The organism is Streptomyces sp. NPDC031445, assembly GCF_055581365.1.
The window spans coordinates 1-25,475 of record NZ_JBVIJO010000027.1 but is presented as its reverse complement, the minus strand read 5'-3'; the positions used below and the strand labels follow the sequence as shown (position 1 = coordinate 25,475).

At 73.3% G+C, this 25,475-nt stretch carries 20 protein-coding genes; 6 read left to right on the top strand and 14 right to left on the bottom strand.

Annotated features, from left to right (window positions below; all coding sequences use genetic code 11):
• The first annotated feature begins 66 nt into the window (after positions 1-66).
• Positions 67-2,397 carry a SpoIIE family protein phosphatase gene (locus ACZ5DC_RS39015; RefSeq protein WP_468660980.1) on the top strand — a complete coding sequence of 777 codons (2,331 nt, stop codon included), beginning with the start codon at positions 67-69 and terminating at the stop codon, positions 2,395-2,397.
• On the opposite strand, the gene ACZ5DC_RS39010 is transcribed toward ACZ5DC_RS39015, so the two are convergent.
• The 3 genes from ACZ5DC_RS39010 to ACZ5DC_RS39000 form a co-directional block, all read right to left on the bottom strand.
• Positions 2,398-2,832, bottom strand: a complete 435-nt coding sequence (locus tag ACZ5DC_RS39010) for a cupin domain-containing protein (protein ID WP_468660978.1) — start codon at positions 2,830-2,832, stop codon at positions 2,398-2,400. It abuts the gene before it with no gap.
• A gap of 143 nt (positions 2,833-2,975) precedes the next feature.
• A complete protein-coding gene (locus tag ACZ5DC_RS39005) occupies positions 2,976-3,584 on the bottom strand; it encodes a DNA polymerase ligase N-terminal domain-containing protein (protein ID WP_468660976.1) in 609 nt (202 codons plus the stop codon).
• Between the two features lie 70 nt (positions 3,585-3,654).
• Positions 3,655-4,518: an oxidoreductase gene (locus ACZ5DC_RS39000; RefSeq protein WP_468660974.1), complete on the bottom strand. Its 864-nt coding sequence runs from the start codon at positions 4,516-4,518 to the stop codon at positions 3,655-3,657.
• 150 nt (positions 4,519-4,668) lie between these two features.
• Between ACZ5DC_RS39000 and ACZ5DC_RS38995 the strand changes: the two genes are divergently transcribed.
• Complete coding sequence (locus tag ACZ5DC_RS38995) at positions 4,669-5,547, top strand: helix-turn-helix domain-containing protein (protein ID WP_468660972.1); 879 nt, start codon at positions 4,669-4,671, stop codon at positions 5,545-5,547.
• A 19-nt stretch (positions 5,548-5,566) separates the two neighbouring features.
• Here ACZ5DC_RS38995 and ACZ5DC_RS38990 read toward each other — a convergent pair whose 3' ends face one another.
• Entirely contained in the window at positions 5,567-6,397 is an 831-nt protein-coding gene (locus ACZ5DC_RS38990; protein WP_468660970.1) for an aldo/keto reductase, read from the bottom strand.
• A 101-nt stretch (positions 6,398-6,498) separates the two neighbouring features.
• On the opposite strand from ACZ5DC_RS38990, the gene ACZ5DC_RS38985 reads away from it, so the two are divergent.
• Positions 6,499-7,563 (top strand): LacI family DNA-binding transcriptional regulator, encoded by a 1,065-nt coding sequence (locus ACZ5DC_RS38985; RefSeq protein WP_468661018.1) that lies wholly within the window; start codon positions 6,499-6,501, stop codon positions 7,561-7,563.
• 155 nt (positions 7,564-7,718) lie between these two features.
• On the opposite strand, the gene ACZ5DC_RS38980 is transcribed toward ACZ5DC_RS38985, so the two are convergent.
• The 4 genes from ACZ5DC_RS38980 to ACZ5DC_RS38965 are packed head-to-tail and all read right to left on the bottom strand — an operon-like array spanning position 7,719 to position 12,338.
• Positions 7,719-9,116 carry a glycoside hydrolase family 32 protein gene (locus ACZ5DC_RS38980; protein WP_468660968.1) on the bottom strand — a complete coding sequence of 466 codons (1,398 nt, stop codon included), beginning with the start codon at positions 9,114-9,116 and terminating at the stop codon, positions 7,719-7,721.
• Positions 9,113-9,967: a carbohydrate ABC transporter permease gene (locus tag ACZ5DC_RS38975; RefSeq protein WP_468660966.1), complete on the bottom strand. Its 855-nt coding sequence runs from the start codon at positions 9,965-9,967 to the stop codon at positions 9,113-9,115. The genes ACZ5DC_RS38980 and ACZ5DC_RS38975 overlap by 4 nt, the downstream gene beginning before the upstream one ends.
• Before the next feature lie 14 nt (positions 9,968-9,981).
• Positions 9,982-10,932, bottom strand: coding sequence for a carbohydrate ABC transporter permease (locus tag ACZ5DC_RS38970; RefSeq protein WP_468660964.1), 951 nt, complete (start codon positions 10,930-10,932; stop codon positions 9,982-9,984).
• The gene (locus ACZ5DC_RS38965; protein ID WP_468660962.1) at positions 10,929-12,338 is read right to left on the bottom strand and encodes an extracellular solute-binding protein; all 1,410 of its coding nucleotides are present in this window, start codon (positions 12,336-12,338) and stop codon (positions 10,929-10,931) included. Before ACZ5DC_RS38965 ends, ACZ5DC_RS38970 begins: the two co-directional genes overlap by 4 nt.
• A 154-nt stretch (positions 12,339-12,492) precedes the next feature.
• On the opposite strand from ACZ5DC_RS38965, the gene ACZ5DC_RS38960 reads away from it, so the two are divergent.
• Together ACZ5DC_RS38960 and ACZ5DC_RS38955 are read left to right on the top strand one after the other, a co-directional pair.
• Complete coding sequence (locus ACZ5DC_RS38960) at positions 12,493-14,073, top strand: glycoside hydrolase family 32 protein (RefSeq protein ID WP_468660960.1); 1,581 nt, start codon at positions 12,493-12,495, stop codon at positions 14,071-14,073.
• A 27-nt stretch (positions 14,074-14,100) separates the two neighbouring features.
• Positions 14,101-15,075: a TauD/TfdA dioxygenase family protein gene (locus ACZ5DC_RS38955; RefSeq protein WP_468660958.1), complete on the top strand. Its 975-nt coding sequence runs from the start codon at positions 14,101-14,103 to the stop codon at positions 15,073-15,075.
• A gap of 546 nt (positions 15,076-15,621) precedes the next feature.
• Here ACZ5DC_RS38955 and ACZ5DC_RS38950 read toward each other — a convergent pair.
• From ACZ5DC_RS38950 to ACZ5DC_RS38940, 3 genes are all read right to left on the bottom strand, one after another.
• Positions 15,622-16,650 carry an LLM class flavin-dependent oxidoreductase gene (locus ACZ5DC_RS38950; RefSeq protein WP_468660956.1) on the bottom strand — a complete coding sequence of 343 codons (1,029 nt, stop codon included), beginning with the start codon at positions 16,648-16,650 and terminating at the stop codon, positions 15,622-15,624.
• 88 nt (positions 16,651-16,738) lie between these two features.
• Positions 16,739-18,250 carry a metallophosphoesterase family protein gene (locus ACZ5DC_RS38945; RefSeq protein ID WP_468660954.1) on the bottom strand — a complete coding sequence of 504 codons (1,512 nt, stop codon included), beginning with the start codon at positions 18,248-18,250 and terminating at the stop codon, positions 16,739-16,741.
• A 310-nt stretch (positions 18,251-18,560) separates the two neighbouring features.
• Positions 18,561-18,707, bottom strand: a complete 147-nt coding sequence (locus ACZ5DC_RS38940; RefSeq protein WP_468660952.1) for a hypothetical protein — start codon at positions 18,705-18,707, stop codon at positions 18,561-18,563.
• 155 nt (positions 18,708-18,862) lie between these two features.
• Here ACZ5DC_RS38940 and ACZ5DC_RS38935 point away from each other — a divergent pair, with 155 nt between their 5' ends.
• Complete coding sequence (locus tag ACZ5DC_RS38935) at positions 18,863-21,265, top strand: M4 family metallopeptidase (RefSeq protein ID WP_468660950.1); 2,403 nt, start codon at positions 18,863-18,865, stop codon at positions 21,263-21,265.
• Between the two features lie 59 nt (positions 21,266-21,324).
• Here the strand turns inward: ACZ5DC_RS38935 and ACZ5DC_RS38930 are convergent, their stop codons facing one another.
• The 3 genes from ACZ5DC_RS38930 to ACZ5DC_RS38920 all read right to left on the bottom strand — a co-directional run bounded on the left by ACZ5DC_RS38930 (position 21,325) and on the right by ACZ5DC_RS38920 (position 24,419).
• Positions 21,325-22,539, bottom strand: a complete 1,215-nt coding sequence (locus ACZ5DC_RS38930; RefSeq protein ID WP_468660948.1) for a glycoside hydrolase family 64 protein — start codon at positions 22,537-22,539, stop codon at positions 21,325-21,327.
• 170 nt (positions 22,540-22,709) lie between these two features.
• Complete coding sequence (locus tag ACZ5DC_RS38925; RefSeq protein ID WP_468660946.1) at positions 22,710-23,465, bottom strand: dienelactone hydrolase family protein; 756 nt, start codon at positions 23,463-23,465, stop codon at positions 22,710-22,712.
• Between the two features lie 333 nt (positions 23,466-23,798).
• The gene (locus ACZ5DC_RS38920) at positions 23,799-24,419 is read right to left on the bottom strand and encodes an L-threonylcarbamoyladenylate synthase (protein ID WP_468660944.1); all 621 of its coding nucleotides are present in this window, start codon (positions 24,417-24,419) and stop codon (positions 23,799-23,801) included.
• Between the last annotated feature and the right edge of the window lie 1,056 nt (positions 24,420-25,475).

Here is a 25,475-nt window from a genome sequence, read left to right as displayed (position 1 = left end):
ACACCGGGACCGGAGCGGACGGCCCGCCGCTTGATGGACCGCGACAATCGGATCATCCTGGGGCATATGAAAGATGTCGCCGCCGTGGCGGTCATCGACGCGCACGGCACGGTGACCGGGTGGACCGAGGGCGCGCGGCTGCTCACCGGCCATCCGGCCGAGGAGGTCGTGGGCCGGCAGGCCACGGACCTGCTGGCCGAGGAGGTCCCCGGCGGCATCCTCACCGCCCGCCCCGTCCCGGTCGCCGTGCGCCACCGCGACGGCCACCGCCTCGTGCTGTCCCTCACCGTCTGCCCGCTCGCCGGCGCCGCCGGACAGCCCGCCGGCTACGTCGTCACGGCCCTGCCCCCCGGCACCGCCCTGGCCGCGCGGGCCTTCGAGCAGGCGTCCATGTCGATGTCGGTCTTCGACCTCCGCCAGCGCTACCTGCGCGTCAACGCCGCCGCCTGCCACGTCATGGGCGTCCCCGAGGAAGCGCTGCTCGGCCGGTCCTTCCCGGACACCGTCGCGGACACCGAGCACAGCCGCGCCTTCCTGGCCCGTCTGCGCGAGGTCGCCGAGACCGGCCGCCCGGTGCGCTACGAGAGCTACACCGGCGCCCCCGCCCTCGACCAGGAGCATGCCTGGAGCATCGAGATGTGGCCGCTGCGCGACGCCTCCGGCGAACCGGCCGCGGTCGCGCTCGCCGCGTCCGACAGCAGCGAGCAGTACTGGGCCCGGCGCCGCCTCGCCCTGCTGAACGAGGCCGCGACCCGCGTCGGCACCACCCTGGACGTGATCGGCACCGCCGAGGAGATGATCGCACTGCTGGTCCCGCAGTACGCGGACTTCGCCAGCGTCGACCTGCTCGACTGGGTGCTCGGCGCCGACGAACCGCCGACGCCGCCGGACGGCGGGGTCGTCCTGCGCCGCGTCGCCCACGGCTCCGCCCGCCCCGGCAACCGCGCGGCGGCCCTGCACCTCGGGGAGACCGACGTCTACCAGCCGGCCTCCCCGCCCGCCCGCGCGCTATACCAGGGGCGCGCGGTGCTCAGCCAGGCCGGCGAGCCCGAATTCGTGCACTGGCTGGCCGAACGCAACACACGCTCACCCGGGGGCCGCCCCTTCCGGCAGGGTGCCCACTCCATGATCGCGGTGCCGCTGCGGGCCCGCGGCACCACCCTGGGCGTCGCGGTCTTCGTCCGCATGCGCCACCCCGACGACTACGGCCCCGACGACGCCGTCTTCGCGGAGGAACTCGCCAGCCGCGCCGCCGTCTGCATCGACAACGCCCGCCGCTTCACCCGCGAACGGGCCACGGCCCTCACCCTCCAGCACAGCCTGCTCCCGCGCGGCCTGCCCGGACAGGCCGCGGTCGACGTCGCCCACCGCTACCTGCCGAGCGGATCACTGGCCGGCATCGGCGGCGACTGGTTCGACGTCATCCCGCTCTCCGGAGGAAGGGTCGGCCTGGTCGTGGGAGACGTGGTCGGCCACGGCATCCAGTCCTCCGCCACCATGGGCCGGCTGCGCACGGCCGTCCGCACCCTCGCCGACGTCGACCTGCCGCCCGACGAACTCCTCACCCACCTCGACGACCTGGTCACCCACCTCGCCGCCGACGGCAGCGGGGAGGAGGTCGCCGAACTCGGCGCGACCTGCCTGTACGCCGTCTACGACCCGGTCTCCCGCTGTCTCTCCCTGGCCGCCGCCGGCCACCCCGCCCCGGCCGTCGTCCTGCCCGGCGGCAGCGCGCAGTTCCTCCCCGTCGCCGCCGGGCCACCGCTCGGCGTCGGCGGACTGCCGTTCGAGGCGACGGAACGGGAACTGCCCGAGGGCTCGGTCGTCGCCCTCTACACCGACGGCCTGATCGAGGACCGTGACCGGGACCTGGACGGCGCCACCGAGGAACTGCGCCGCGCCCTCACCGCACCCGCCGCCTCTCTCGAAGCCCTTGCCGACGACGTCCTCAAAGCCGTCCTGCCCGATCAGCCCGGCGACGACGTCGCCCTGCTCCTCGTGCGCACCCGGGCCCTGGGCACCGACCGGGTCGCCACCTGGGACGTGCCGCCCGACCCCGCCCAGGTCGCCGTCCTGCGGCAGGCGGCCACCGAACGGCTGACCGCCTGGGGACTCGCGGAGACCGCCTTCGTCACCGAACTGGTCGTCAGCGAACTGGTCACCAACGCCATCCGCTACGGCGAACCGCCCATCCGGCTCCGCCTGATCCGTGACCGCGCCCTCATCTGCGAGGTCTCCGACGCCAGTTCCACCTCCCCGCATCTGCGCCGGGCACACGCCTACGACGAGGGCGGCCGGGGACTGCTGCTCGTCGCCCAGCTCAGCCGGCGCTGGGGCAGCCGGCAGACCGTCGCGGGCAAGACCATCTGGGCCGAACAACCGCTGCCCGGGGACTGATCACTGGAACGCGCAGCCCGGGTTCGGCGCGTCCTCGGAGAACGGGGAGCCGTGCGGCAGCACGTACAGCACCTCCAGGACGAGCGGCGTGTCCCCCAGGTTGCGGCCGATGTGGACGTGGTCGCTCCCGGACGGCTCCCGGATCGTCGCGCCCGTCCGGTACACGCCGTCCGAGCCGCAGGTGGCGTCGAAATGGCTGAGGGTGCCCTGCTCGACGACGCCGTACAGCGGGCCGTTGTGGTAGTGCCAGCCGGTGCTCTGGCCGGGCGGGACCGTGATCTCCCGCAGGGTGTAGTCGGTGCCGCCGACGGTGGTCTGCGCGAGGACGCGGGCCGTCACACCGGGACCGGCCGGGGTCGCCCCGGCGGGGCCGCACAGGGCGAGGGCGGCGGCGGTCACCACGCCGGTGACGGCGGTACGGAGTGCGGTGCGCATGCGGGGCCTCCAGGGGCGCGAGCGGACACCGCCCGAACATAGAGGCCCCGAAGGCGGGCTGGGGCCGGAACCCGGTGATCCGGATTCCGGCGCCCGCGGGCCGCGCCGGCACCGTCACCCCGGACGGCGCGGCTCCGCCGGAGTCACTCCCGGCCGGCGGCGGCGACCTGGGCCAGGGTGCGCCCGCTGCGCACCGAGCGGGCCCGCCGGGGATCGGGGGTGCCGTGCCCGTCCGACCGCGCCGGCCCCTTGCGCACCAGCAGCCAGGCCTCCTCCCCGTCCGCGCCGCCGCGGAAGCGGGTGAGGGCGTACTCGCCGCGCAGCTTCGCGCCGTGCAGCCGGAAGGCGGCGTGCCCGCGCTCCAGGGACTCGGCGAAGTCCACCGGGCGCCCCCGCCGGTCGTGGCTGAGCGGCTCGTACGTCCCGCGGTCCCACACGATCACGGTGCCGCCGCCGTACTCGCCCTCCGGGATGACACCCTCGAAGTCCTCGTACTCCAGCGGATGGTCCTCGGTCGGCACCGCCAGCCGCTTGTCCCCGGGGTCGGTGGACGGGCCCCTGGGCACGGACCAGGACTTCAGGACGCCGTCGACCTGGAGCCGGAAGTCGAAGTGCATCCGCCGCGCGTCGTGGATCTGCACCACGAACCGGGGCTCCCCGCCCCGCGTCCGGCCCGGCCGCCCCGACGGCTCACGGGTCCGCTCGACGTCGCGCTTGCCGCGGTACGTCCGCAACCGGTCCTGTGCCGCCACCTCCGGCTCCTTCCCACGAGGCCCGCCACCGCTGCCCCACGCGCCCCCGGGTACCCCGCCCCCCCCGCGGTCAGCCCGCGATGCCGTTCAGCTCGGCCATCGCGTCGTCCGGCAGCACCAGGCCCGCCGCGGCGATGTTCTCCCGCAGGTGACCGGGGGAGGAGGTGCCGGGGATGAGCACGATGTTCGGCGAGCGGCGCAGCAGCCAGGCCAGCGCCACCTGCTGCGGCGACGCCCCCAGCCGGGCGGCCACCTTCGCGAGCGCGTCCGACTGGAGCGGGGTGAACCCGCCGAGCGGGAAGTACGGGACGAAGGCGATGTTCTCCGCCGCCGTGCGCTCCAGCAGCGCGTCGTCCTGCCGGTTCGCCAGGTTGTACAGGTTCTGCACGGTCACCACCGGCGCGATCGCCCGGGCCTCGTCCAGCTGCGCGGCGGACGCGGCGCTCAGCCCCAGGTGCCGGATCAGCCCGCGCTCGCGCAGTTCGGCCAGGGCGCCGAACTGGTCGGCGACCGGGTCCTCGTTCGGGGTGTCCATGTCGCCGAGCCGCAGATTGACCACGTCCAGCGCGTCCACGCCGAGGTTCCGCAGGTTGTCGTACACCTGCGCCTTCAGGTCCTCGGGGTGCCGGGACATGATCCAGCTGCCGTCGGCTCCCCGCCGGGCCCCGACCTTGGTGACGATGCGCAGCTCGTCCGGGTAGGGGTGCAGGGCCTCCTTGATGATCCGGTTGACGACGACGGGCCCGTAGAAGTCGGCCGTGTCGATGTGAGTGATGCCCGCCTCCACCACCGCGCGCAGCACCGCCACCGCCCGGTCACGGTCCCGCGGCGGGCCGAAGACGTGCGGTCCGGCCAGCTGCATGGCGCCGTACCCGACGCGGGTCAGGGTCAGGCCGTCGGCCGGGGTGACGGTGCCACCGAGCTGTGCAGTCATGTCGTGCCTCTCCAGGTGTTCCGGCCACCGGACGTTCCCGGTGGCCTCGCGCTCCACCCTCCGCCCGGTCCGCGCGCCACGGCAGTGCCCCCGCGATCCTGGGAGTGACAGGGCCAGTCACCGCCGCCCGGCCGGCCGTACGGTGGGGGCGTGGACGGATCGAACGCGCTCGGTGAGTTCCTGCGCGCCCGCAGGGCGCTGGTACGGCCCCAGGAGGTGGGGCTGCCCGGTGGCGGCCTGCGCCGGGTGCCGGGGCTGCGCCGCGAGGAGGTCGCGATGCTGGCCGGCATCAGCTCCGACTACTACCTGCGGCTGGAGCAGGGCCGCGACCGCAACCCCTCCGTGCAGGTGCTGGAGGCCATCGCCCGGGTGCTGCGGCTGGACACGGACGCCACCGCCCACCTCGTCGGGCTCGCCCAGGAGCGGCCCGGGCCCGGCCCGCGCCCCGGGCGGCGGGCGCAGCAGGTCCCGGCGAGCCTGCTCCAGCTCATCGACGGCTGGCCGCGCAACCCCGCCTACCTCCAGAACCGCTACACCGACTGCCTGGCCGCCAACACCCTGGCCACCGCGCTCACCCCGAACTACGCGCCCGGCGTCAACCTGCTGAGGGCCGTGTTCCTCGACCCCGCCGAGCGCGCCCTGCGCCGGGACTGGACGGACCTCACCGCGGAAGGCGTGGCGGCCCTGCGGTCCGAAGCCGGGACCGATCCGGACGACCCCCGGCTGCGCGACCTGGTCGGCGAGCTGTCCCTGCGCAGCGAACGCTTCCGCACCCTGTGGGCCCGCCACGAGGTCCGTCCCCGGCGCGGCCGGGTCAGCCGCCTCAGCCATCCCCAGGCCGGCGACATCGACCTGCACTCCCACAAGCTGTCCGTGGACGGCACCGACGGACTCACCCTGGTCGTCTTCCACGCCGAACCCGGCAGCCGCAGCGCCGAGCTGCTGGACATCCTCGGCAGCCTCGCCGCCCCGGGACGGACCGGCGCGCCCAGCGCGGAACGCGACGAGGCGCAGATCGAGGAGCCGTAGCCCCGGACCCCTCGTACGCTCAGAACTCCTCGTGCGTCTCGGGATCGCCGCCGAGCCGGCGCGGGGAGCGGCGGGCGACGGCCGCCATCTCGTCCTCGTCCAGCTCGAAGCCGAACACGTCCAGGTTGGCGCGCTGCCGTGCCGGGTCCGCCGACTTCGGGACCGGCAGCGCGCCCAGCTGTACGTGCCAGCGCAGCAGCACCTGCGCGGGCGTGACCCCGTGCGCCCGCGCGACCCCGGCGACCGCCGGGTCGTCCAGCAGATCGCTGCCCCGGCCCAGCGGGCTCCAGCTCTCGGTGACGATCCCCTTCTCCGCGTGGAAGGCTCGCAGCTCCGCCTGCGGGAACAGCGGGTGCAGCTCGATCTGGTTCACCGACGGCAGCACCCCGGTCTCCTTCTCCAGCCGGGTGATGTGCTCCGGCGTGAAGTTGGAGACGCCGATCGAGCGGACCAGGCCGTCCTCGCGCAGCCGGATCATCGCCTTCCAGGCGCCGACGTACTTGTCCACCCGCGGGTTCGGCCAGTGGATGAGGTACAGGTCCACGTACTCCAGGCCGAGCCGCCGCCGCGACTCCTCGAAGGACGCGAGGGTCTCCTCGTACCCGTGGTGCCGGCCCGGCAGCTTGGTCGTCACCACCACCTCCTCGCGGGGCACCCCGCTGCCCGCCACGCCCCGGCCGACACCGGTCTCGTTGCGGTAGTTCGTCGCGGTGTCGACCAGCCGGTAGCCCGCCTCCAGCGCCGTGCGCACGGCCCGCTCGGCCTGCGTGTCGTCCAGGGGCCAGGTGCCGAGGCCGACGGCGGGGATCGTCGTACCGTCGTTGAGCGTGTACAGCGGAACACCGTTCACGATGAGACCTTCCCTCGATCATCTGCTCTGTGTCTGTCTCCAGCCTCACGGATAGGGTGAGCGGTGATCAACCGGGCGGTGGGAAGAGGGCGGCGGACGGCATGGGCGGCGGCGCGGACAGCAACGGCGTGGGCGGCGGGCGGCCCACCTCACGGGACGTCGCCCGGCTCGCCGGCGTCTCGCACACCGCCGTCTCCTTCGTCTTCAACGGCCGTGCCGAGGGCAACCTCTCACCGGCCACCCAGGAACGCATCCGGCAGGCCGCCGCCCGGCTCGGCTACCGGCCCGACCCGGTCGCCCGCGGTCTGCGCCGCCGCCGTACCGCCGTCATCGGCCTGGTCACCGACGAGATCGCCACGTCCCCGTTCGCCGGGCGGCTGCTGCGCGGCGCCATGGAGACCGCCTGGGACAGCGACCACCTCGTCCTCACCGTGGACTCCGGCGGCGACCGGGCCAAGGAGGACGCGGCCGTCGCCGAACTCCTCGACCGGCGCGTGGACGGCATCATCTACGCCGCGATGTCCCTGCGCCGGGTCCGGGTCCCCGAGGGCCTGCACCGCACCCACTCCGTGCTCGCCAACTGCCTGCCCGAGGACGGCTCGCTGCCCGCCGTCGTCCCCGCCGAACGGGCCGGCGGCCGGACCGCCGCCCGCCTGCTGCTGGAGGCCGGGCACCGCAGGGTGGCCCTGGTCGGCGGGCAGGACGACATCGCCTCGGTGGAACGGCTGCGCGGCTTCCGGGACGCGCTGCGCGCCGAGGGCGTCACCGTGCCCAGGGAGTGGGTCGTACGCACCGGCGGCGAGATCACCGGCGGCCACGAGGGAGCCACCCGGCTGCTCGCGGGCACCGCCCCGCACCACCGGCCCACCGGCATCTTCTGCTACAACGACCGGGTCGCGGCGGGCGTGCTGCACGCCGCGGCCCGGCTCGGGATTGCCGTGCCCGGCGAGCTGTCGGTGGTCGGCTACGACGACCAGGAGCACATGGCCGCCTTCCTGACCCCGGCTCTCACCACCGTGGCGCTGCCGCACCGGGCGATGGGCGAGGCCGCGGCCCGGCTGCTGCTCGACGCCATCGACACCGGCCGGACCCCGCCCGCGACCGTGCGGCGGCTGGCCCGTCCGGTGGTCAGTCGTGCCTCGGTGGGGCCTGCTCCCACGCGCTGACCCCGGCGTCGCCCTCGACCAGCGGCTCGGCGGCATCGCCCGGCCGGGGCGGTGGACGCGCTCGGTGACGATCAGGAGCACATGGCCGCCTTCCTCGCTCCTCGGCACCGGCCGGAGCCCACCCGCGACCGTGCGGCGGCTGGCCTGTCCGGTGGTCAGTCGCGCCTCGGTGGGGCCTGCTCCCACGCGCTGACCCCGGCGTCGCCCTCGACCAGCAGCTCGGCGGTATCGCCCGGCCGGCGGTAGACCCGCTCGGTCACCGTCGCCCGGTCCGCCACGAACAGTTCGAGCAAGGAACCGTCGGCGAGGACGCGCACGCAGAGGTCCGGCCCCGGCGGCACCGCCACCGTCACCGGCTTTGACTCCCCGACGCCCCCGCGGGGCCACCCGGAGCGGTCCAGGACGACGGTGCCGGCGTCCGGGTCCAGCCGGAGCGTCAGCGCCCGGTCCGCCGACCGCAGCAGGGTGACGGTGGTGGCGCCGCGCGCCGTCACCGTCAGGTCGTACGCCGGCGGAAGCGGCACCGCCCGGCCCGGACCGGTCGCGAACGGCGCGCCGGCGCGCAGGAGTTCCAGCTCCGGGGCCGGTGCGACGCGCAGGGCGCCGTCGGCACCGGCGTCGACGACCCGGGGCGCGGTGAGCGTGCCCGCCCAGCCGGCCGCCAGCACCGCCGCCTCGTCCCGCGCCTCCCAGGACCAGCCCCACATCAGGGCCCGGCCCGGCTCCTGGAGGACGGCGGGGGCGTAGAAGTCCCGTCCGTGGTCGAGCCGGCCGCCGGCGCGGGGCACGAACCGGGGCCGCGTGTCCGGTGCCAGCCGGCCCGTCAGATAGCCGGTGGTCCGGGGACTGCCGTCCCACAGGGACACCACCAGGACGTGGTCGCCGCCGGACGTCCCGAACAGCTGCGGGCACTCCCAGCCGACCGCCTCGTCACCGAACGCGCCGGCCGCGACGGGGTCGTGGCCGTCCAGCAGGACACCCGCGAACCGCCAGTCGGTCAGCTCGTCACAGCCGTACAGCAGCACCGACGGGGTGCCGTCGGCGTGGCCCGCTCCGACCAGGGCCCAGCGGTGGCCGGCGTGCCGGAAGACGAACGGGTCGCGGAACATCACCACGTCGAGCCCCGGGGGCGGCCCCGGGACCACCGGGACGGGCCGGGGCCGCCAGGCCAGCAGCCGGTCGTCGGCCGGGTCGGCCGCGCGGGCCAGGCAGATGGTGCCGAGCCCGGTGTGGGCGTGGTCGACGCCGGTGTACACCGCCGTGGGCACACCGCCGTCGTCCACCACGCAGCCCGACCAGCAGCCCGCCTCGTCGGGGCCGCCGGGGGTCGGGGCGAGGGCGATCGGATGGTGCTCCCAGCGGACCAGGTCCGGGCTGGAGACATGGCCCCAGTGGACGTCGGCGTGCACCGGGGCGGCCGGGTTGTGCTGGTAGAAGAGGTGGTGGCGGCCACGCCAGCGGAAGGGGCCGTTGGGGTCGTTGATCCAGTGGGCGGGCGGGCGGACCCGGAAGCGGGGGGCGTCCGGGTCCTGGGCGGGAGCGGCGGGGCTCAACGGTTGACTCCTGCGGAGGTGATGCCCTCGCGGAGAGGGCGCTGGCCGACGACGAACACGGCGACGGCGGGGATCATGGAGAGGACGACACCCGCGAGGACCACCGAGACGGAACCGGTGCCGAGGTTGCCCTGGAGGGAGACCAGTCCCAGCGGCAGGGTGTAGTTCTGGCCGGAGGTCTCCAGGATCAGCGGGCGGAAGAACTCGTTCCAGTGGTAGTTGAAGGCGAGCACGCCGACGATGGCGAGACCCGGCCGGGCCAGCGGGGCGTACACGGACCGGAAGGTCCGCCAGGGCCCGGCGCCGTCCAGCATCGCCGCCTCGCCCAAATCCTTCGGCATGCCGAGGAAGTACTGGCGCATCAGGAAGGTGCCGAACGCGGTCGGGAACGCCGGCACGATCAGACCGAGCAGGGTGTCGGTCAGGCCCATCGACTTCAGCACCAGGAACACCGGGACGATGGTGACCTGCAAAGGGACCATCATGGTCGCCAGGACCAGACCGAACAGCGGCTTCTTGAAACGGAAGTCGAGCCGGGCGAACGCGTAACCGGCGAGCCCCGCGGTGACCATCTGGCCGGCCGCGACCAACGCCGTCACGAGGGTCGAGTTCAGCGCGAGCAGCCACACGTCGATCTGCTCGAACACACCGTGGTAGGCGGCGGCACTGGGATGCGCGGGAATGATCCGCGGCGGCAGGTCGAACGACTCCGCCGGAGTGCGCAGCGAGGTGGACACGGTCCACACGACCGGCCCGAGGGTCAGCAGCGCGCACACCGCCAGCCCGGCGACCCGCGCCCACGGTCCGAGCGAGTACCGGGCGCGGCTGAGGGTCGGGGTTGCTTGGCTCATGGGACTCACCCGGCTCACTGGTAGTGGACGAAACGCCGGCTGAGCCGGAACTGGAGGGCGGTGACCGCCATGATCAGCACGAACAGCAGCACGCCCACCGCGGACGCCTCGCCGAACCGCAGCTGCTCGAAGGCCTTCTCGTAGATGACCATCACGACCGTGCGGGTGGAGTCGCCGGGGCCGCCGTCGGTGAGGACGTACGGCTGCTCGAAGACCTGGAGCGCGTTGATGATGCCGACCACCGAGGCCACCAGCAGGGTGGGGGAGAGCAGCGGCAGCGTGATGGCGAGGTGCTTGCGCGGGCCGGTCGCGCCGTCGAGCGCGGCGGCCTCGTGGATCTCCTTGGGGATGTTGTTCAGTCCGCCCACCAACAGCAGGAACGAGAAGCCGAACTGCTGCCACACGTACACGATGACGACCGTGGCCATCGCGCCGTGCTCGGAGGTCAGCCAGGGCACGGGGGCGATCCCGAACAGGCCGATCAGCCAGTTGACCACGCCGAAGTCCTGGTTGAACAGGTACTTCATCACGACCGAGATGGACGCGGCGGACAGCACGAGCGGGAAGAAGAACGCCGACCGGAACACCGACCGCAGCCACGTCGGCATCCGGCCGTTCAGCGTGAGGGCGAGCGCCAGGGCGATCAGGAGCTGCGCGGCGACCGCGAAGACCATGAAGACCAGCGTGTTGCGGAAGGACACCAGAACGGTCGTATCGCCGAACACCTCCCGGTAGTTGGCCGCACCCGCGAAAGCGGGCGGGTCGATCACGTTCCAGTGGAAGAGGCTCAGCACGACCGAACCGGCGATCGGTACGACCGTGAAGACCACGATCCCGACCACCGTCGGCGCCAGGAACACCGCCGCCAGCAGCCGCGTCCCCCGCTCACGCGGTCCCGGGCGCACGGCCCGCACGGCCGGGCTCGCGGCGCGCGGCCGCACGGAGGGGATCCGGGTGTCCGTCATACGTCACGCTCCATGGCCTTCTCCAGGTCGCCCTGCATCCGGCGCAGCGCCGGTCCGACCGAACCCGGGCTCGACAGCGCCGTCCCGGTGTGCTTCAGCAGCACCTGGGTCACCTCGGCGACCTGCGGCGGGGCCGGGACGGGGCCGGTGTCGGGGAACCGGTCGAGGGTGTCGTAGAAGACCCGCCAGTGCGCCGGGCCGGTCTCCCGGTAGCGGTCCGCGGTCAGCATCGAACGGCGGGCCGCGGTGGTCTGGTTGGTGGTGAACAGCTTGCGCAGGGTGTCGCGGCGGGCCGAGTACTTGATGAACTCCCAGGCCGCGTCCTGCTGCTTCGAGGTGCGCAGCAGCGCGTAGCCGGCCGCGCCGAACTGGTGGCGCTGGGTGTGCCGGCGCGGGAAGTACTGCACGTCGAAGCCGTCGGCGCGCATCCCGGCCAGATGCAGACCGCCCGCCCAGAAGCCGCCGGCCGGGGTGACCCCGACCCGGCCCGTGGAGAACACCCCGATGAGGTTCTGGCCGTTGCCGCCCTCGGGCCGGGTGCACAGTCCGTCGTGGACCAGGCCGGCGAGGTAGTCGTACGCCTCCACCACCAGGTCGTCCGTGGCCTGCGGCGTCGTCCAGCGGAAGCCGCCCCCGCGGCCCCGCCGCCGGTCCGCCGGGTAGAAGGCGTCCCACAGCCAGGAGCCGCCCGGCGCCTTGGACTCGGCGAGCAGGTTGGTGCCGTTCGCGAACAGCCAGGGGACCACCCCGCCCCACAGCCGGTTGGTCCAGAAGTACGGCGTGAAGTGCGAGTCGCTCGCCCTCTTCATCCGGCGCAGCAGCGCGGTGAAGTCGTCCCGCGTCCAGTCCCCGGCCGGGAACTCGGCGCCGGCGCGCCGCAGCACCCGGGTGTTGAGGTACATGTCTGCGGCGTTGAACTCGATCGGGAGCTGGTACAGGCTGCCCTCGTACATCATCGACTCCACCAGTGAGGGGTGGACGTCGGCGAAGTACTCCCGCAGTTCGGCCGCGTCCCGCCGCACCCAGCGGTCCAGGGGCACCCCCAGGTGGCGGGCGAACAACTGCACGCCCTCGGTGGCCACGTAGACCAGGTCGGGCGCGGTGCCCGCCGCGATCTGCGTGAGGATCTTGGCGAAGAAGTCCGACCAGTCCACGGCCTGCACCGCGTTGATCCGGACCTTGATGTCGGGGTGCAGCCGGCGGAAGCCGTCGACCAGGGCGCGGACCCCGGCCGGGGCGAACGCGGACCCCAGGGTGGCGACGACCAGGGAGCCGTCGTCGCGGCCCGGGATGTCGGCTCCGGTGAGCCGGTCCCAGCTCGCGGCGGTGCCGGCGAGCGCGGCGGCTCCCGCGCCGTAGGCGCCGTAGCGCAGCAGGGCGCGGCGGGAGTAGAGCGAGTCGGTCATCCAAGCGTGCCTAACTCGTGTTAGTCGAGGAGTGATGCCCCCGATGATGAAAAGCGCGTCACATCCGTGTCAAGGCGCGGGAACACTTGACCTTTAACGAGTTAGGTCTACAGTCCCTTGAGCCGATGACCCGTCAGGAAGGGGACACCGAACGATGCGTGGTCTGAGCAGAAGGGCCCTGTTCGCCTCCACGGCCGCCGGAGCCGGCGCGGCGCTGCTGCCCGCGGCGCCCGCCGGGGCGAGGCCGCGGCCCGGGTCGCCGGCCGGGTGCGCGCGGTACCGCGCCGACTACCACTTCACCGTGCCCGACCAGTGGAAGAACGACCCGCAGCGCCCGGTCTGGATCGACGGCGAGTACCACTGCTACTACCTCTACAACGCCGACTACCTGGACGGCCGTGAGGGCACCGCGTGGCGGCTGGCCACCAGCACCGACCTCGTCTCCTTCACCGACCGGGGCATCGCCGTCCCCAAGGACACGACCGTCAACGGCGACGTGTGGTCGGGCTCGGCGGTGGTCGACACCACCGGCACGGCCGGCTTCGGCGCGGGCGCTGTCGTCGCCGTCGTCACCATGTCACCCGGCGGCGGCACCGACCACCAGGAGCAGTTCCTGTACTACTCGACGGACGGCGGCCGCACGTTCACGAACCACGGCACCGGCCCCGTTCTCGCCAACCCGGGCGTCCTCGACTTCCGCGACCCCAAGGTGATCCGCGACGGCGACCGCGACCGCTGGGTGATGGCCCTCGCCGAACGGAACAAGGTCGGCTTCTACCACTCGGCGGACCTCAGGTCCTGGACGTACGCCGGCGGTTTCGTCAAGGACGGCCTCGGTGTCCTCGAATGCCCCGACCTGTTCCGCATCACCGCCGACGACGGCGCCGTGAAGTGGGTGCTGGGCGTGAGCGCGGACGGCACCGGCTCCGGGCAGCCCGGCACCTACGCCTACTGGACGGGCTCGTTCGACGGCGCAGGGTTCACCGCCGACTCCGCCGGCCCGCAGTGGCTCGACCACGGCTGGGACTGGTACGCGGCCGTCACCTTCGAGAAGCGGAACCCGGACGGCACGGTCGACCCGGCCACCCGCCACGCCCTCGGCTGGCTGAACAACTGGGCCTACGCGCACACCACCCCCACCATCGACGGCGACGGTTTCAACGGCACCGACTCGATCGTCCGCGAGATCACCCTGAGGCGGACCGCCTCCGGCGGCTACCACCTCGCCTCCCGCCCGGTCCCCGCGCTCGACGCCTACGTCTCCCGGACCGTGCGCCTCGGCGACCTGACGGTCGACGGCACCCGCACGCTCGACCACACCGGCATCTCCTACGAACTGAGCACCGAGATCACCTGGTCCGAACTCACCGGCGCGGGCGTCCAGTTGCGCCGCTCCCCGGACGGCGTACGGCACATCGACGCCGGGGTGTACGGCGACTACGCCTTCCTCAACCGTCGCGGCACGGTCAACCCCGACACCGGCGGCACCCGGCAGGAGAGCCGCACCCCGTTCGACCGGTCCGCCGGCCGGGTGCGGCTGCGGATCCTCGTGGACCGCACGTCCGTCGAGATGTTCGTGGACGACGGCCGGTACGTGCACTCCGCCGAGGTGTTCCCCTACCTGGTCGACGACCGCCTGGCCCTGTTCAGCGCCGGCGGCACGGCCGTGTTCCGCAACACGGTGATACGGGAGTTCGCCGTGCCGGGACAGAGGGTGTCACGATCTGACCGGTAGCGGACACGGACGAGCACCGGAGGGCGCATGACGGCGGACAGGGCGACCGCGGACGGAACGGGTCACGTCACGGGCGTGGAGGTGCGGCCGGTCGCCGGGCACATCGGCGCCGAGATCACCGGCGTCGACCTAGCCGGGCCGCTGGACGACGCGGTGACCGCGCTCATCAGGGACGCGGTGCTGCGCTGGAAGGTGGTGTTCTTCCGCGGTCAGCGGCTCGATCACGCCGGGCACATCGCCTTCGCGCGCCGCTTCGGCGAACCGGTGGTGCTCCCGCGCCGCGGACCGCACTCGCCGCCCGGCTTCCCCGAGATCGAGACCACCGCCGACCGGCTGGAACTGGGCGGACGGTACGACATGGACCACGACGAGTGGCTGAGCCGGCGCCGGCACACCCTGCTGCGCGGCTGGCACTGCGACCACGGGGCCCGCGTCGACCCGCCGGCCGCGACCATCCTGCGCGCCGAGACCGTCCCGCCCTACGGCGGCGACACCACCTGGGCCAACCTGGCCGCCGCCTACGCCGGACTGTCCGCGCCGGTCCGCGCCTTCGCCGACGGCCTGCGCGCCGAGCACCGGCTCGGCGTCGGCTACCAGCCCCGGCCCGGCGACGACGCCTACCTCCGCCATCTGCTGGACCACCAGGTCGCCTCCGTGCACCCGCTGGTCCGGGTGCACCCGGAGACCGGGGAACGGGTGCTGTTCGTGAACGGCTACTACGTCGAGCAGATCGTGGACGTCTCCCGGCCGGAGAGCGCGGCGCTGCTGGAGATGCTGCTGGAGCAGGCCGTGCGCCCCGAGTACACGGTCCGCTTCCGCTGGGAGCCCGGCAGCGTCGCCTTCTGGGACAACCGGGCCACGATGCACCTGGCGCCGAGCGACCACGCCCACGTGGGTTCCCCGCGGGTCATGCACCGGGTGATGCTCCGCGGTGAGGTGCCGCTCGGCGTGGACGGGCGGTGCTCCGAGCCGGTGACGGGCACGGAGGCGGGTCGCTGGTGACTCGGCGGGCGGGCCGCCGGCCCAGCGTCGTCGCCGGCCGGGGCTGGGAGCCGACGCCGAGCCGGTGCTCGGCGCGCACCGGGTGATGCTCCGCGGTGAGGTGCCGGTCGGGGTGGACGGGCGGTGCTCCGAGCCGGTGACGGGCACGCTCGGCGGGCGGGCCGCCGGCCCCGTGGTCCGCTTCGGCTGGGTGCCCGGCAGTGAGCAACCGGGCCACGATGCACCTGCTCCGAGCCGGTGACGGGCACGGAGGCGGGCCGCTGGTGACTGGGCGGGCGGGCCGCCGGCCCAGCGTCGTCGCCGGCCGGGGCTGGGAGCCGACGCCGAGCCGGTGCTCGGCGCGTACCGGGTGATGCTCCGCGGTGAGGTGCCGGTCGGGGTGGACGGGCGGTGCTCCGAGCCGGTGACGGGCACGCCCGGCGGGCGGCCCGCTGGCCCCGTGGTCCGCTTCGGCTGGGTGCCCGGCAGTGTCGCTTCCTGGAGCAACCGGGCCACGATGCACCTGCTCCGAGCCGGTGACCGGCACGGAGGCGGGTCGCTGGTGACTCAGTCGGCGGGCCGCCAGCCCAGCGCCGGGCCCAGCCGCGTCGCCATGTCGGTCAGGATCTGCACGTAGTCCTCGTGCTCGAACGTGAACGGCAGCGCGAACGCCACCTCGTCGACCTCGCGGAACGCGACGTGCGCGTGCAGCCGTTCGGCCAGTTCCGCGGAGGTGCCGACCAGGTCCGGCGCGAACAGCAGCCGCGCCGGGCCCTGCGGGGAGGCCGTACGGGGCAGGCGCCCGGCGGCGTAGGCCGTGTACTTGGCGCGCTGCTCCGGTGTCGCCGAGTCGGTGGGGATCACGACCAGCCCCTGGGAGACCCGGGCCGCCTCCCCGTCCGGGTGATGGGCGCGGAACGCGCGGATGTGGGACAGCTGGATCTCCGCGAAGTCCAGGGGCGCCTCGGGGTCCTCCGCCTTGACGACGCTGCTCGTCAGGTAGTTCATGCCGTGCTCGCCGGCCCAGCGCGCCGAGCCGAGGCTGCCGCCGCCGTACCACAGCCGCCGGCCGAGCCCGGGGGAGTGCGGCTGGACGACGTCGCTGAAGACCTCGATGCCCTCCACCCCGCTGAAGTCGGTGGCGGGCTTGCCGCGCACCAGGTCCAGCAGCCGCCGCACGCGCTCGTAGGAGAAGTCCTCCGCGTCGGCGGTGTCCGGGTAGAGGGCGTCCTTGACCTGGTCGTAGTGCAGGGGCGGGCCGACGCTGACGCCCGGGTTCAGCCGGCCGCCGGACAGCACGTCCACCGTCGCCAGGTCCTCGGCGAGCCGCAGCGGGTTCTCCCAGCCGAGCGGTGTCACCGCGGTGCCCAGCGCGATCCGGCGGGTGCGCTGCGAGGCGGCGGCCAGCACGGCGACCGGGGACGATATGCCGTACTGGAGGTGCCGGTGGCGGACCCAGGCGCTGTCGAAGCCGAGCCGCTCACCCAGCTCGATGATCTCCAGGGTGGACTCGTGGCCCCGGCCCGGGTCCGCGGGGTCGAACAGGCCGATGCTGAGGAAGCCCAGCTTGCGCAGCGGGCGACGGGTGGACGGCACGGGCTCCTCCAGCGGTGGTACGTCGGCTCCGTACCGATTCTCGCAGGCGAGTGTGACAACCGTGTGATCAGTTCGGCCGGCCCCGTGATCACGCGGTCCGGGGCAGCGGGATCACCACCTCGTCCTCCACCGGCGGGTCGAGCTCCTGCGCGCGGTTGCCGGTCGCGGCGAAGCAGCGCAGCCGGACCGCGTCGGGACCGACGTCCAGCCGCAGGAAGCACTTGAAGAAGGGCGGGCTGTAGGTGGCGGAGGACGGCGAGAACAACTGGGTGTAGATCTTGCGGACGGGCAGCCGGAACCGGGCGGACCGGCCGGGGCGGCGGCCGGCCCCGAGGAGGCTCGCGACCAGGCGGGCACGGCGGGTGACCCGGACGTCCGGGCCGGGTGCGCGGGCCGGCTCGATGCCGAGCCGTTCGGCGATCACAGCCGTCGCCTCCGCCTCGGTGAGGGTGAAGAAGCGGCGCAGCCGGAGCCTGCGGCCGTACAGGCGGCTGTAGAACGCGAGCGAGTCGCCGCGCAGCGGGTAGCAGCGGAACGCGCTTTCGGTGACCCCGCCGACCGCGACCGGCGGGATGGTGTGCGTGGCGTGCATGAACGCCCCGCCGCCGCCCGCGACGACGTACTGGATCGTGCGGCCGTCCACGTCGACCGGGTACCGCTGGTAGTTGTGGATGTCGCCGCCGATCGCGGCCACGTAGTGGTGCTCGGGAGCCCGGACGATCTCGTCCACCGTGCCGCCACCCTCGATGGGGCAGGGGTGGTGCTCCCCGTCGACGTACAACGGCGATCCGGTGACGAGGATCTTCGGCCGGGGTCCTTTCGATATCTCCCGCAGCCAGGCGCCCTGTTCGGCGTCGACCGTGCCCAGCAGACCGGTGTCGATGCCGACGATCCGCACCGGTCCCGCGTCGATCGCCCAGTACGGGCCGGGCTGTGCCGCCTGTTGGCCCGGCGCGGAGCGCGACTCCCGTGCCGTCGCCGGCCGTTGCTCGTCGGCGGGGCGCGCCCGGTGCCACAGCAGGGAGCGCCACCAGGCGCGGGTGAGCGGGCGGGGCCGGGGCTCCGGGGCGGGCGGCGGGGGGTCGGCGCAGAAGACGCGCATGAAGCCGCCGAGGTCCTCGTACCAGTCGTGGTTGCCGGGGATCGCGTAGATCGGCGCGGGATAGTCCTGGTACGGCCTGAAGAACTTGTCGCCGTAGTCGTCGGCGCTGCCGACGGGATAGATCACGTCGCTGGCGATGACCGCGAAGTCGGTGTCCCGGCCCACCCGGAGGAACCCGGGCACGACGGCGTACTGGGAGTCGCCCCCCTCACCCGTGTCCCCGATGACCATGAAGGAGAACCGCTCCGGTACGTCCCGGCGGATCACCTTGTCCCCGGGCGCTCCCGCGGCCGCCCGGGAGGCCACCCAACGGCTGCGCGTACGGCCGGTCGGGTCGCCGAACCAGGACGCCAGCACGCCGTTGCGGGCGGCCCACAGGACGCGCGGGTTCAGCCACGACAGCTTCTCGACGTGGTCCGGCATCAGCCGTCCGTAGGTGCCGGGTTCGGCCGCGCCCCAGCCGGCGCCCTGTGCGGTATCGCGTGAGGAGTCAGACACGCGGTGCACGGTAACAACGCGCCGGTCAGCGGCGGAACGCCGGGGTCACGCCCAACGCGCCCGCGTGCTCGGCCGGTTCGCAGCACGCCTCCCTCCGCGGGACGGCGCGTGCAGCTTGCCTGCGGTGGGCGACGGGGTGACCGTGGGTCCGACCGCGTGCCTGGGTGTTCCGCGACGGCCTGCGGGCCGGGGACCGGGTTCCGGGCGTCACCGGATGACCGGTACGACGCCGGCGTCGACCTAGGCGGCCGCCCCCGCGGGGGAGGAGGAGAGCGGCGTCGGGGCGTGCGCCGGGACCGTCGCGTCGTCGTCAGACGTCCAGGAACCGCCGGCTGCCCGCCCCGCGGACCAGGTGGGTGACGACGCGGCGCGGGGAGGCGCGGCTGCCGCGGGCGATGGTGTTCGCGTGCGCGGAGCGATAGGGAAAACCCTCGATTGACTCGCCGTGAGGTGACATGGCTCGGTCAATGCTGTCATTCTCCCTCAGCACGCTGATCCACCCCACCCGTTCCTGGATCACGGTCCCGCACAGCTCAGCTCACCCCGGGCAGCAGACCCGTCTGCCCGTCTGTCACCGGCCGCCGACCCGCGGCCGCAGCAGGAGGAGTACGAGTGAGTCCCCACAGACCCCTTCCCCACAAGCGGGCCACGCTAGGAGCCGCCCTGGTCTCCACCGCGGCCTTCCTCGCCGTCGGCCTCCAGGCGGTCCCGGCCACCGCCGCACCGACCGCCGCCCACCCCGGCCCGCTGCGCACCGGCGGCCTGGAGGCGAAGCTCAGCCCGGCCCAGCACCAGGCGCTGATCAAGAGCGCCCGGCAGCAGACCTCCACGACCGCCCGCACTCTCGGCCTCGGCGCCCAGGAGAAGCTGGTCGTCAAGGACGTCGTCAAGGACAACGACGGCACCCTGCACACGCGGTACGAGCGCACGTACGCCGGGCTGCCCGTCCTCGGCGGCGACCTCGTCGTGCACACCCCGCCCGCCTCGCTGGCCAAGGGCACGGTGAGCGCCACCTTCAACAACAAGCGCACGATCAAGGTGCGTTCCACCACCGCGACCGTCAGCAAGGCCGCCGCCGCGACCACGGCCCTGAAGGCCGCGAAGACCCTGCGCGCCGAGAAGCCCACCACCGACAGCGCCCGCAAGGTGATCTGGGCCGGCAGCGGCACTCCGAAGCTCGCCTGGGAGACGGTGGTCGGCGGCTTCCAGGACGACGGCACGCCCAGCCAGCTGCACGTCATCACCGACGCCGGCACCGGCAAGGAGCTGTACCGGTACCAGGCGGTCAAGACCGGCACCGGCAACACCCAGTACAGCGGCACCGTCACCCTGAACACCACGCTGTCGGGATCGACGTACCAGCTCAACGACACCACGCGCGGCGGCCACAAGACGTACAACCTCAACCGGGGCACGTCCGGCACCGGCACCCTGATGACCGACGCCGACGACGTCTGGGGCGACGGGACCGGCTCCAACACCCAGACCGCGGGCGCCGACGCCGCCTACGGCGCGCAGGAGACCTGGGACTTCTACAAGAACACCTTCGGGCGCAGCGGCATCCGCAACGACGGCGTCGCCGCCTACAGCCGCGTCCACTACAGCAGCGGCTACGTCAACGCGTTCTGGGACGACAGCTGCTTCTGCATGACCTACGGCGACGGCTCGGGCAACACCCACGCCCTGACCTCGCTGGACGTGGCCGGCCACGAGATGAGCCACGGCGTCACCTCCAACACCGCGGGCCTCGACTACAGCGGCGAGTCCGGCGGCCTGAACGAGGCGACCTCCGACATCTTCGGCACCGGCGTGGAGTTCTACGCCAACAACAGCTCCGACCCCGGTGACTACCTCATCGGCGAGAAGATAGACATCAACGGCAACGGCACCCCGCTGCGCTACATGGACAAGCCGAGCAAGGACGGCGGTTCGGCGGACAGCTGGTACTCCGGGGTCGGCAACCTCGACGTGCACTACTCCTCCGGTCCGGCCAACCACATGTTCTACCTGCTGTCCGAGGGCAGCGGCACCAAGGTCATCAACGGCGTGACCTACAACAGCCCGACCTCCGACGGCGTCGCCGTCACCGGCATCGGCCGCGACGCCGCGCTGAAGATCTGGTACAAGGCGCTGACGACGTACATGACGTCCAGCACCAACTACGCCGGCGCCCGCACCGCCGCCCTCAACGCCGCCGCCGCGCTGTACGGCACCAACTCCACGCAGTACGCGGGAGTGGGCAACGCCTTCGCCGGCATCAACGTGGGCAGCCACATCAACCCGCCGAGCAGCGGGGTGACCGTCACCAACCCGGGCAGCCAGTCCTCCACCGTCGGCACCGCCGTGAGCCTGCAGATCCAGGCGAGCAGCACCAACAGCGGCGCCCTGACGTACAGCGCCTCCGGACTGCCGGCCGGCCTGTCGATCAACAGCTCGACCGGTCTGATCTCGGGTACGCCCACCACGGCGGGCACCTCCAGCACCACGGTCACGGTGAAGGACTCCACCGGCGCGACCGGCACCGCCACCTTCGGCTGGACGGTCAGCGCGACCGGCGGCGGCTGCACCTCCACCCAGCTGCTGAGCAACCCCGGTTTCGAGTCGGGCAGCACCGGCTGGACCTCGACCAGCGGCGTCATCACCACGGACAGCGGGCAGGCGGCCCACAGCGGGTCCTACAAGGCCTGGCTGGACGGGTACGGCTCCTCGCACACCGACAGCGTCTCCCAGTCGGTGACGATCCCCGCGGGCTGCAAGGCCACCCTGACCTTCTACCTGCACGTCGACACCGCCGAGACCACCACCAGCACCCAGTACGACACGCTGACGGTGACGGCGGGTTCGACGACCCTCGCGACCTACTCGAACCTCAACGCGGCCTCCGGCTACACCCAGAAGACCTTCGACCTGTCCTCGCTGGCGGGCCAGACGGTCACGCTGAAGTTCAACGGCGTGGAGGACTCCTCGCTGCAGACCAGCTTCGTCGTGGACGACACGGCCCTGACGACCGGCTGATCCCGCACTGACGACAGCGGTCCCGCACCCGGCCCTCCGGGTGCGGGACCGCTCGCGTGTCAGCTCAGCGGATCAAGCGTCAGATACGCCTGCTGCGGGCTGCCGTCGTGCACCAGGGACTCCTGGTTGCCGACGTCGTCGAAGGCGAACGCGTACGCCTTCCCGTCGGCCGTCTGCGCGTGGATCGCGCGCGCGTAGTGGTTGGTCACCGCGTCCCGGTAGAAGTTCGCGGTCGTGGTGTCCGGCTGGCTGGGGTTCACCAGCAGGGTCGAGCGGTTGAAACCGGCGCACAGCGTGCGGGAGATGGGCCCGCGGACGTTGTCGTTGGGCGCGTCCAGCAGCTTGTGGCAGCCGAAGATGCTGGCCGCGTCGGGCTTCTGGAAGCTGGTGACGACCGCGCCGGAGGAGTTGGTGAAGTTCATGACGTTCCCGGAGACACGGCCGTAGTACTTGGTGTTCGGCTGGTCCGCGAACGGCGTGACGGTCAGCGTCGTCGTCGTGTACTTCTGCCAGACCCGGTTCACGTAGTCGTCCATCGCGTTCGCCGGCAGCGCGCCGGTCTCCACCCCGTACAGCGGGGACAGCGCGCGCAGCACGGTGCCGTCGGGACGGGTCTGGATCAGGCCCGCCCAGCCGCCCGGCTGTGCGCGGAGCGTGCCGAAGAAGCCGTTCCAGCCGCCGGACTTCAGGTGCCCGGTGCTGCTGACGCTGCCGTCGGCCCGTTGCACCCCGACCGCGTACGGCGCCGAGAACATGTCCACCTGGGTGCTGTTGAGCCACAGCCCGGAGTCGTTGAGCGTGTACTCCGACCAGTTGAAGAGGATGTTCCGGTTGGGGTCGGACGGGTTCTGGACGGCCGGCTGCACCAGTCCGCCGGTGGTGAGCCTGAAGTCGAGCTTCTGGCCGTACGAGAAGTAGACGCGGCCGGAGAACTTGGGGATGCGGATGGTCGTGGACTGCCCGGCGGCCGGGCCGGGTATCGCCGCGTCCGGTGCGGGGGTCGGCGGATTACCGCCCGCCGGCCAGGCGTGGAAGGCGCCGCTCGCGTCGGCCCAGCCCTGCCGTCCCGAGGACAGCTGGGTGCCGAGGTCGTAGATGTACACCGGCTCGGAACGGCCCGAGTTGTTCGTGATCTTCAGCGGGATGGTGTCGGGGACGGCGGCACCGGCGCGCTGCGGTGCGCCGAGGCCGAGCAGTCCGCCGAGCAGCGCCGCGGCGGCGGCCAGGGGGAGCGCGCGACGGGGAAGCGCGCGGCGGATGGACCTGTGGAGCACTCTCCACCTCCGTGTGGGGTCGGGGTCGTACGGAATTGGTCCGTACCTGCGTGAGAGCGCTCTCAGATTCAGGCCGAGACGAGTGCATGTCAATGACATGGACGAGATCCGCCCGGCGCCCGCCGTCGGGAGGGCGCCGGGCCCGGGGTCAGGACGTGCCCGGGACAGGGTCAGAACGTGCGCTCGAGCAGACCGAGCAGCGCCGCCCAGTGCCGCTCGTCGGCCTCCCGGTCGTAGGCCGGGGTGTCCGCCTGGGTGTAGCCGTGGTGGGCGCCGGTGTACACCTCGCAGGTGTGCCGCACCCCGGCGGCGGTCAGCGCCTCCTCGAGGCGCGCCACCTGCTCCGGGGGCAGCGACGGGTCCTCGTCGGCGTGCCCGAAGTAGAGCTCGGCGGTGATGGCCGGAGCCTGGAGGTGCGGGCTGTCCGGGTCGTCGGTGGCGAGGCGCCCGCCGTGGAAGCCGGCCCCCGCGGCGACCCGGTCCGGGTGGGCGCCCGCGGTCCACAGCACGAGCCGGGCGCCCATGCAGTAGCCGGTCAGCGCGACCGGGCCGCCGGCCGCGACCGGGCTGTCCGCCAGCCACCGCAGGTAGGCGTCCGCGTCCCGCCTGACCTGGTCCGGCGTCAGTCCGGTCACGATCGGACCGAGCCGCTCCCAGAGGGTCGGGTCGGCGCCGGGGTCGATGAACTCGGGCAGCTGAAGGACCGGTGCGCGGCCCAGGCGGTAGAACACGTTCGGCACCAGCACCGTGTATCCGGCACCGGCGAGCCGGTCGGCCATCGACCGCAGGTACGGCCGCAGACCGTAGGCGTCCTGGTAGAAGAGGACGGCCGGACGGGGCCGGCCGTCGGCCGGATGGACGAGGTAGGCGTCGGCGACGCCGTCCTCGGTGGGGATGTCGACGGCGGTCGCCTGGACATCGGTCATGGTGAGAAGGCCCTCCCTCGGGGATGGGCGCGGGCGGCGGGTGCCCGCCCGGCGCCGCGGCTACGGCCATGCTGCCACGCAAGATCCAGTCCGGCGCACCCGGTGCCCCGGGCGCTCACGCGCGGGGCGGCGATGGGCGGCCGGGGGCACTTGGGCGCGGTGGGTGGTGCTCGGGTGGCTCGCCCGGTGCCGGTGCCGGTGCCGGTGCCGGTGCTGGTCGGCGCCGGTGGCGCTGTGTGCGCGGTCGGTGTGCGCCCGCCCCCGCGCGGCTTCCGTGCCGTTCGCGTTGAGCGGCCGGGGTGCCCGCCCGGCGGGTACCGGTGTCCCGGGCGCTCACTCGAAGCGACTGGTGTCCCCGGCGCCCCGTCGGACGATCTCCGCTTCTCCGCTGGAGAAGTCGACCACCGTCGTCGGTTCGGTGCCGCAGTCGCCCGAGTCGACCACGGCGTCCACCACGTGGTCGAGCCGGTCCTTGATCTCCCAGCCCTGGGTCAGCGGCTCCTCCTCGTCCGGCAGCAGCAGCGTGCTGGACAGCAGCGGCTCACCCAGCTCCGCCAGCAGCGCCTGGGTGACCACGTGGTCGGGGATGCGCACGCCCACGGTCTTCTTCTTCGGGTGCTGGAGCATGCGCGGCACCTCGCGGGTGGCCGGCAGGATGAACGTGTAGCTGCCCGGTGTCGACGCCTTCACGGCCCGGAACACGTCGTTGTCGACCCGGACGAACTGGCCGAGCTGCGCGAAGTCCCGGCACATCAGGGTGAAGTGGTGCCGGTGGTCCAGCCGGCGGATGGAGCGGATCCGGTCCGTGCCGTCCCGGCTGCCCAGCCGGCAGCCGAGCGCGTAACAGGAGTCGGTCGGGTATGCGATGAGCGCGCCCGAGCGGACCGCGTCGGCGATCTGGCCGATGCTGCGCGGCTGCGGGTTCTCGGGGTGCACGTCGAAGTACTTCGCCATCCGCCGAGCTTATGCCGTCCCGGGGCGCCGGACGGTACCTGTGACCTCATACCGGAGCCCGCGCGTCAGCGACTGCAGAGGCCGGCGACGCGGGCAGATCGGCGGCGCCCTCGGGCAGGCCGCCGAAGATCAGGGCGGCGCCGAGCGGGGGGGCCGCGAGCGCGACGGCGCGCGGCGCCCGCTCACGGACACCGCGCCCCCGCCGCCGCAGCCCCTGATCGGTCCGCAGCCCCTGATCGGTCCGCCGGGCCTGGTCGGTCCGCTGGGCCGACTGGCCCGACCAGCCGGATCGGCCTGCCGGGCCTGACCGGTCCGATTGGCTCGACTGGCTCGACCGACCCGACCGACCTGACCGGCTTGACCAGCCGATCAGTGCGACCGGTCCGCCCGGCCCGATCAGTCTGACCGGCCGACCAGCTCACCTGGTCCGCCCGGTCCGACCGGCTCATTGGCTTGATTCGCTTGCCCGGCTAGACCGGCCTCACTGGCCCGCCTGGCCAACCGGCTCGACCAGCCCGACCGGCAGACCGGCTCGCTCGGTCCGACCGGCCGACCGGCCCATTGGCTCGACCAGCTCGGCCAGCCCGACCGGTCCGCCCAGGCCGACCGGTCCGCCCAGCCCGACCGGTCCGCCCAGCCCGACCGGCCGACCGGCTCGACCGTCCTGACCGGCCGGCCAGGCCGACCGCACCCACTGGCGGTCCCGATCTGTCGTTCTGTCGGCCTGCCCGGCACGGTGGGCCCGGTCGGCACTCCACCCGCCCTGGCTGTCCGCCCGGGGCTCTCCCGCCTCGGGCGCAGCGCAGGGGTGAAGAGCCGGGCGGGCGGGCCGTGGGCGCGCAGGTCGCGGAGGACCGGCGCCGGGCGGCGACGCCAGATCGTGCCCCCGTTTCCGGCCCCCGTTGGGAATGAGCCGGAACTCGTGTGCGTACGTCCCGGATTCCAGGGCATCCGGCCTCTTAGACGGTGTCCTATGTGGTGAGGTGGACGAGTCTCTTGTAGCAGCACAGGGCGGCGGCGAGGCCGAGAAAGGCCAGGTAGTTCCGGGGATTGCGT

What these genes read in the sequence shown, in the direction of transcription:
- ACZ5DC_RS38925 (WP_468660946.1), bottom strand. Translation starts at nt 23,465, where the DNA reads ATGACCGATGTCCAGGCGACCGCCGTCGACATCCCCACCGAGGACGGC.
- ACZ5DC_RS38940 (WP_468660952.1), bottom strand. Translation starts at nt 18,707, where the DNA reads ATGTCACCTCACGGCGAGTCAATCGAGGGTTTTCCCTATCGCTCCGCG.
- ACZ5DC_RS39000 (WP_468660974.1), bottom strand. Translation starts at nt 4,518, where the DNA reads ATGACTGCACAGCTCGGTGGCACCGTCACCCCGGCCGACGGCCTGACC.
- ACZ5DC_RS38985 (WP_468661018.1), top strand. Translation starts at nt 6,499, where the DNA reads ATGGGCGGCGGCGCGGACAGCAACGGCGTGGGCGGCGGGCGGCCCACC.
- ACZ5DC_RS38975 (WP_468660966.1), bottom strand. Translation starts at nt 9,967, where the DNA reads ATGAGCCAAGCAACCCCGACCCTCAGCCGCGCCCGGTACTCGCTCGGA.
- ACZ5DC_RS39010 (WP_468660978.1), bottom strand. Translation starts at nt 2,832, where the DNA reads ATGCGCACCGCACTCCGTACCGCCGTCACCGGCGTGGTGACCGCCGCC.
- ACZ5DC_RS38955 (WP_468660958.1), top strand. Translation starts at nt 14,101, where the DNA reads ATGACGGCGGACAGGGCGACCGCGGACGGAACGGGTCACGTCACGGGC.
- ACZ5DC_RS38965 (WP_468660962.1), bottom strand. Translation starts at nt 12,338, where the DNA reads ATGACCGACTCGCTCTACTCCCGCCGCGCCCTGCTGCGCTACGGCGCC.
- ACZ5DC_RS38960 (WP_468660960.1), top strand. Translation starts at nt 12,493, where the DNA reads ATGCGTGGTCTGAGCAGAAGGGCCCTGTTCGCCTCCACGGCCGCCGGA.
- ACZ5DC_RS38970 (WP_468660964.1), bottom strand. Translation starts at nt 10,932, where the DNA reads ATGACGGACACCCGGATCCCCTCCGTGCGGCCGCGCGCCGCGAGCCCG.
- ACZ5DC_RS39015 (WP_468660980.1), top strand. Translation starts at nt 67, where the DNA reads ATGAAAGATGTCGCCGCCGTGGCGGTCATCGACGCGCACGGCACGGTG.
- ACZ5DC_RS38920 (WP_468660944.1), bottom strand. Translation starts at nt 24,419, where the DNA reads ATGGCGAAGTACTTCGACGTGCACCCCGAGAACCCGCAGCCGCGCAGC.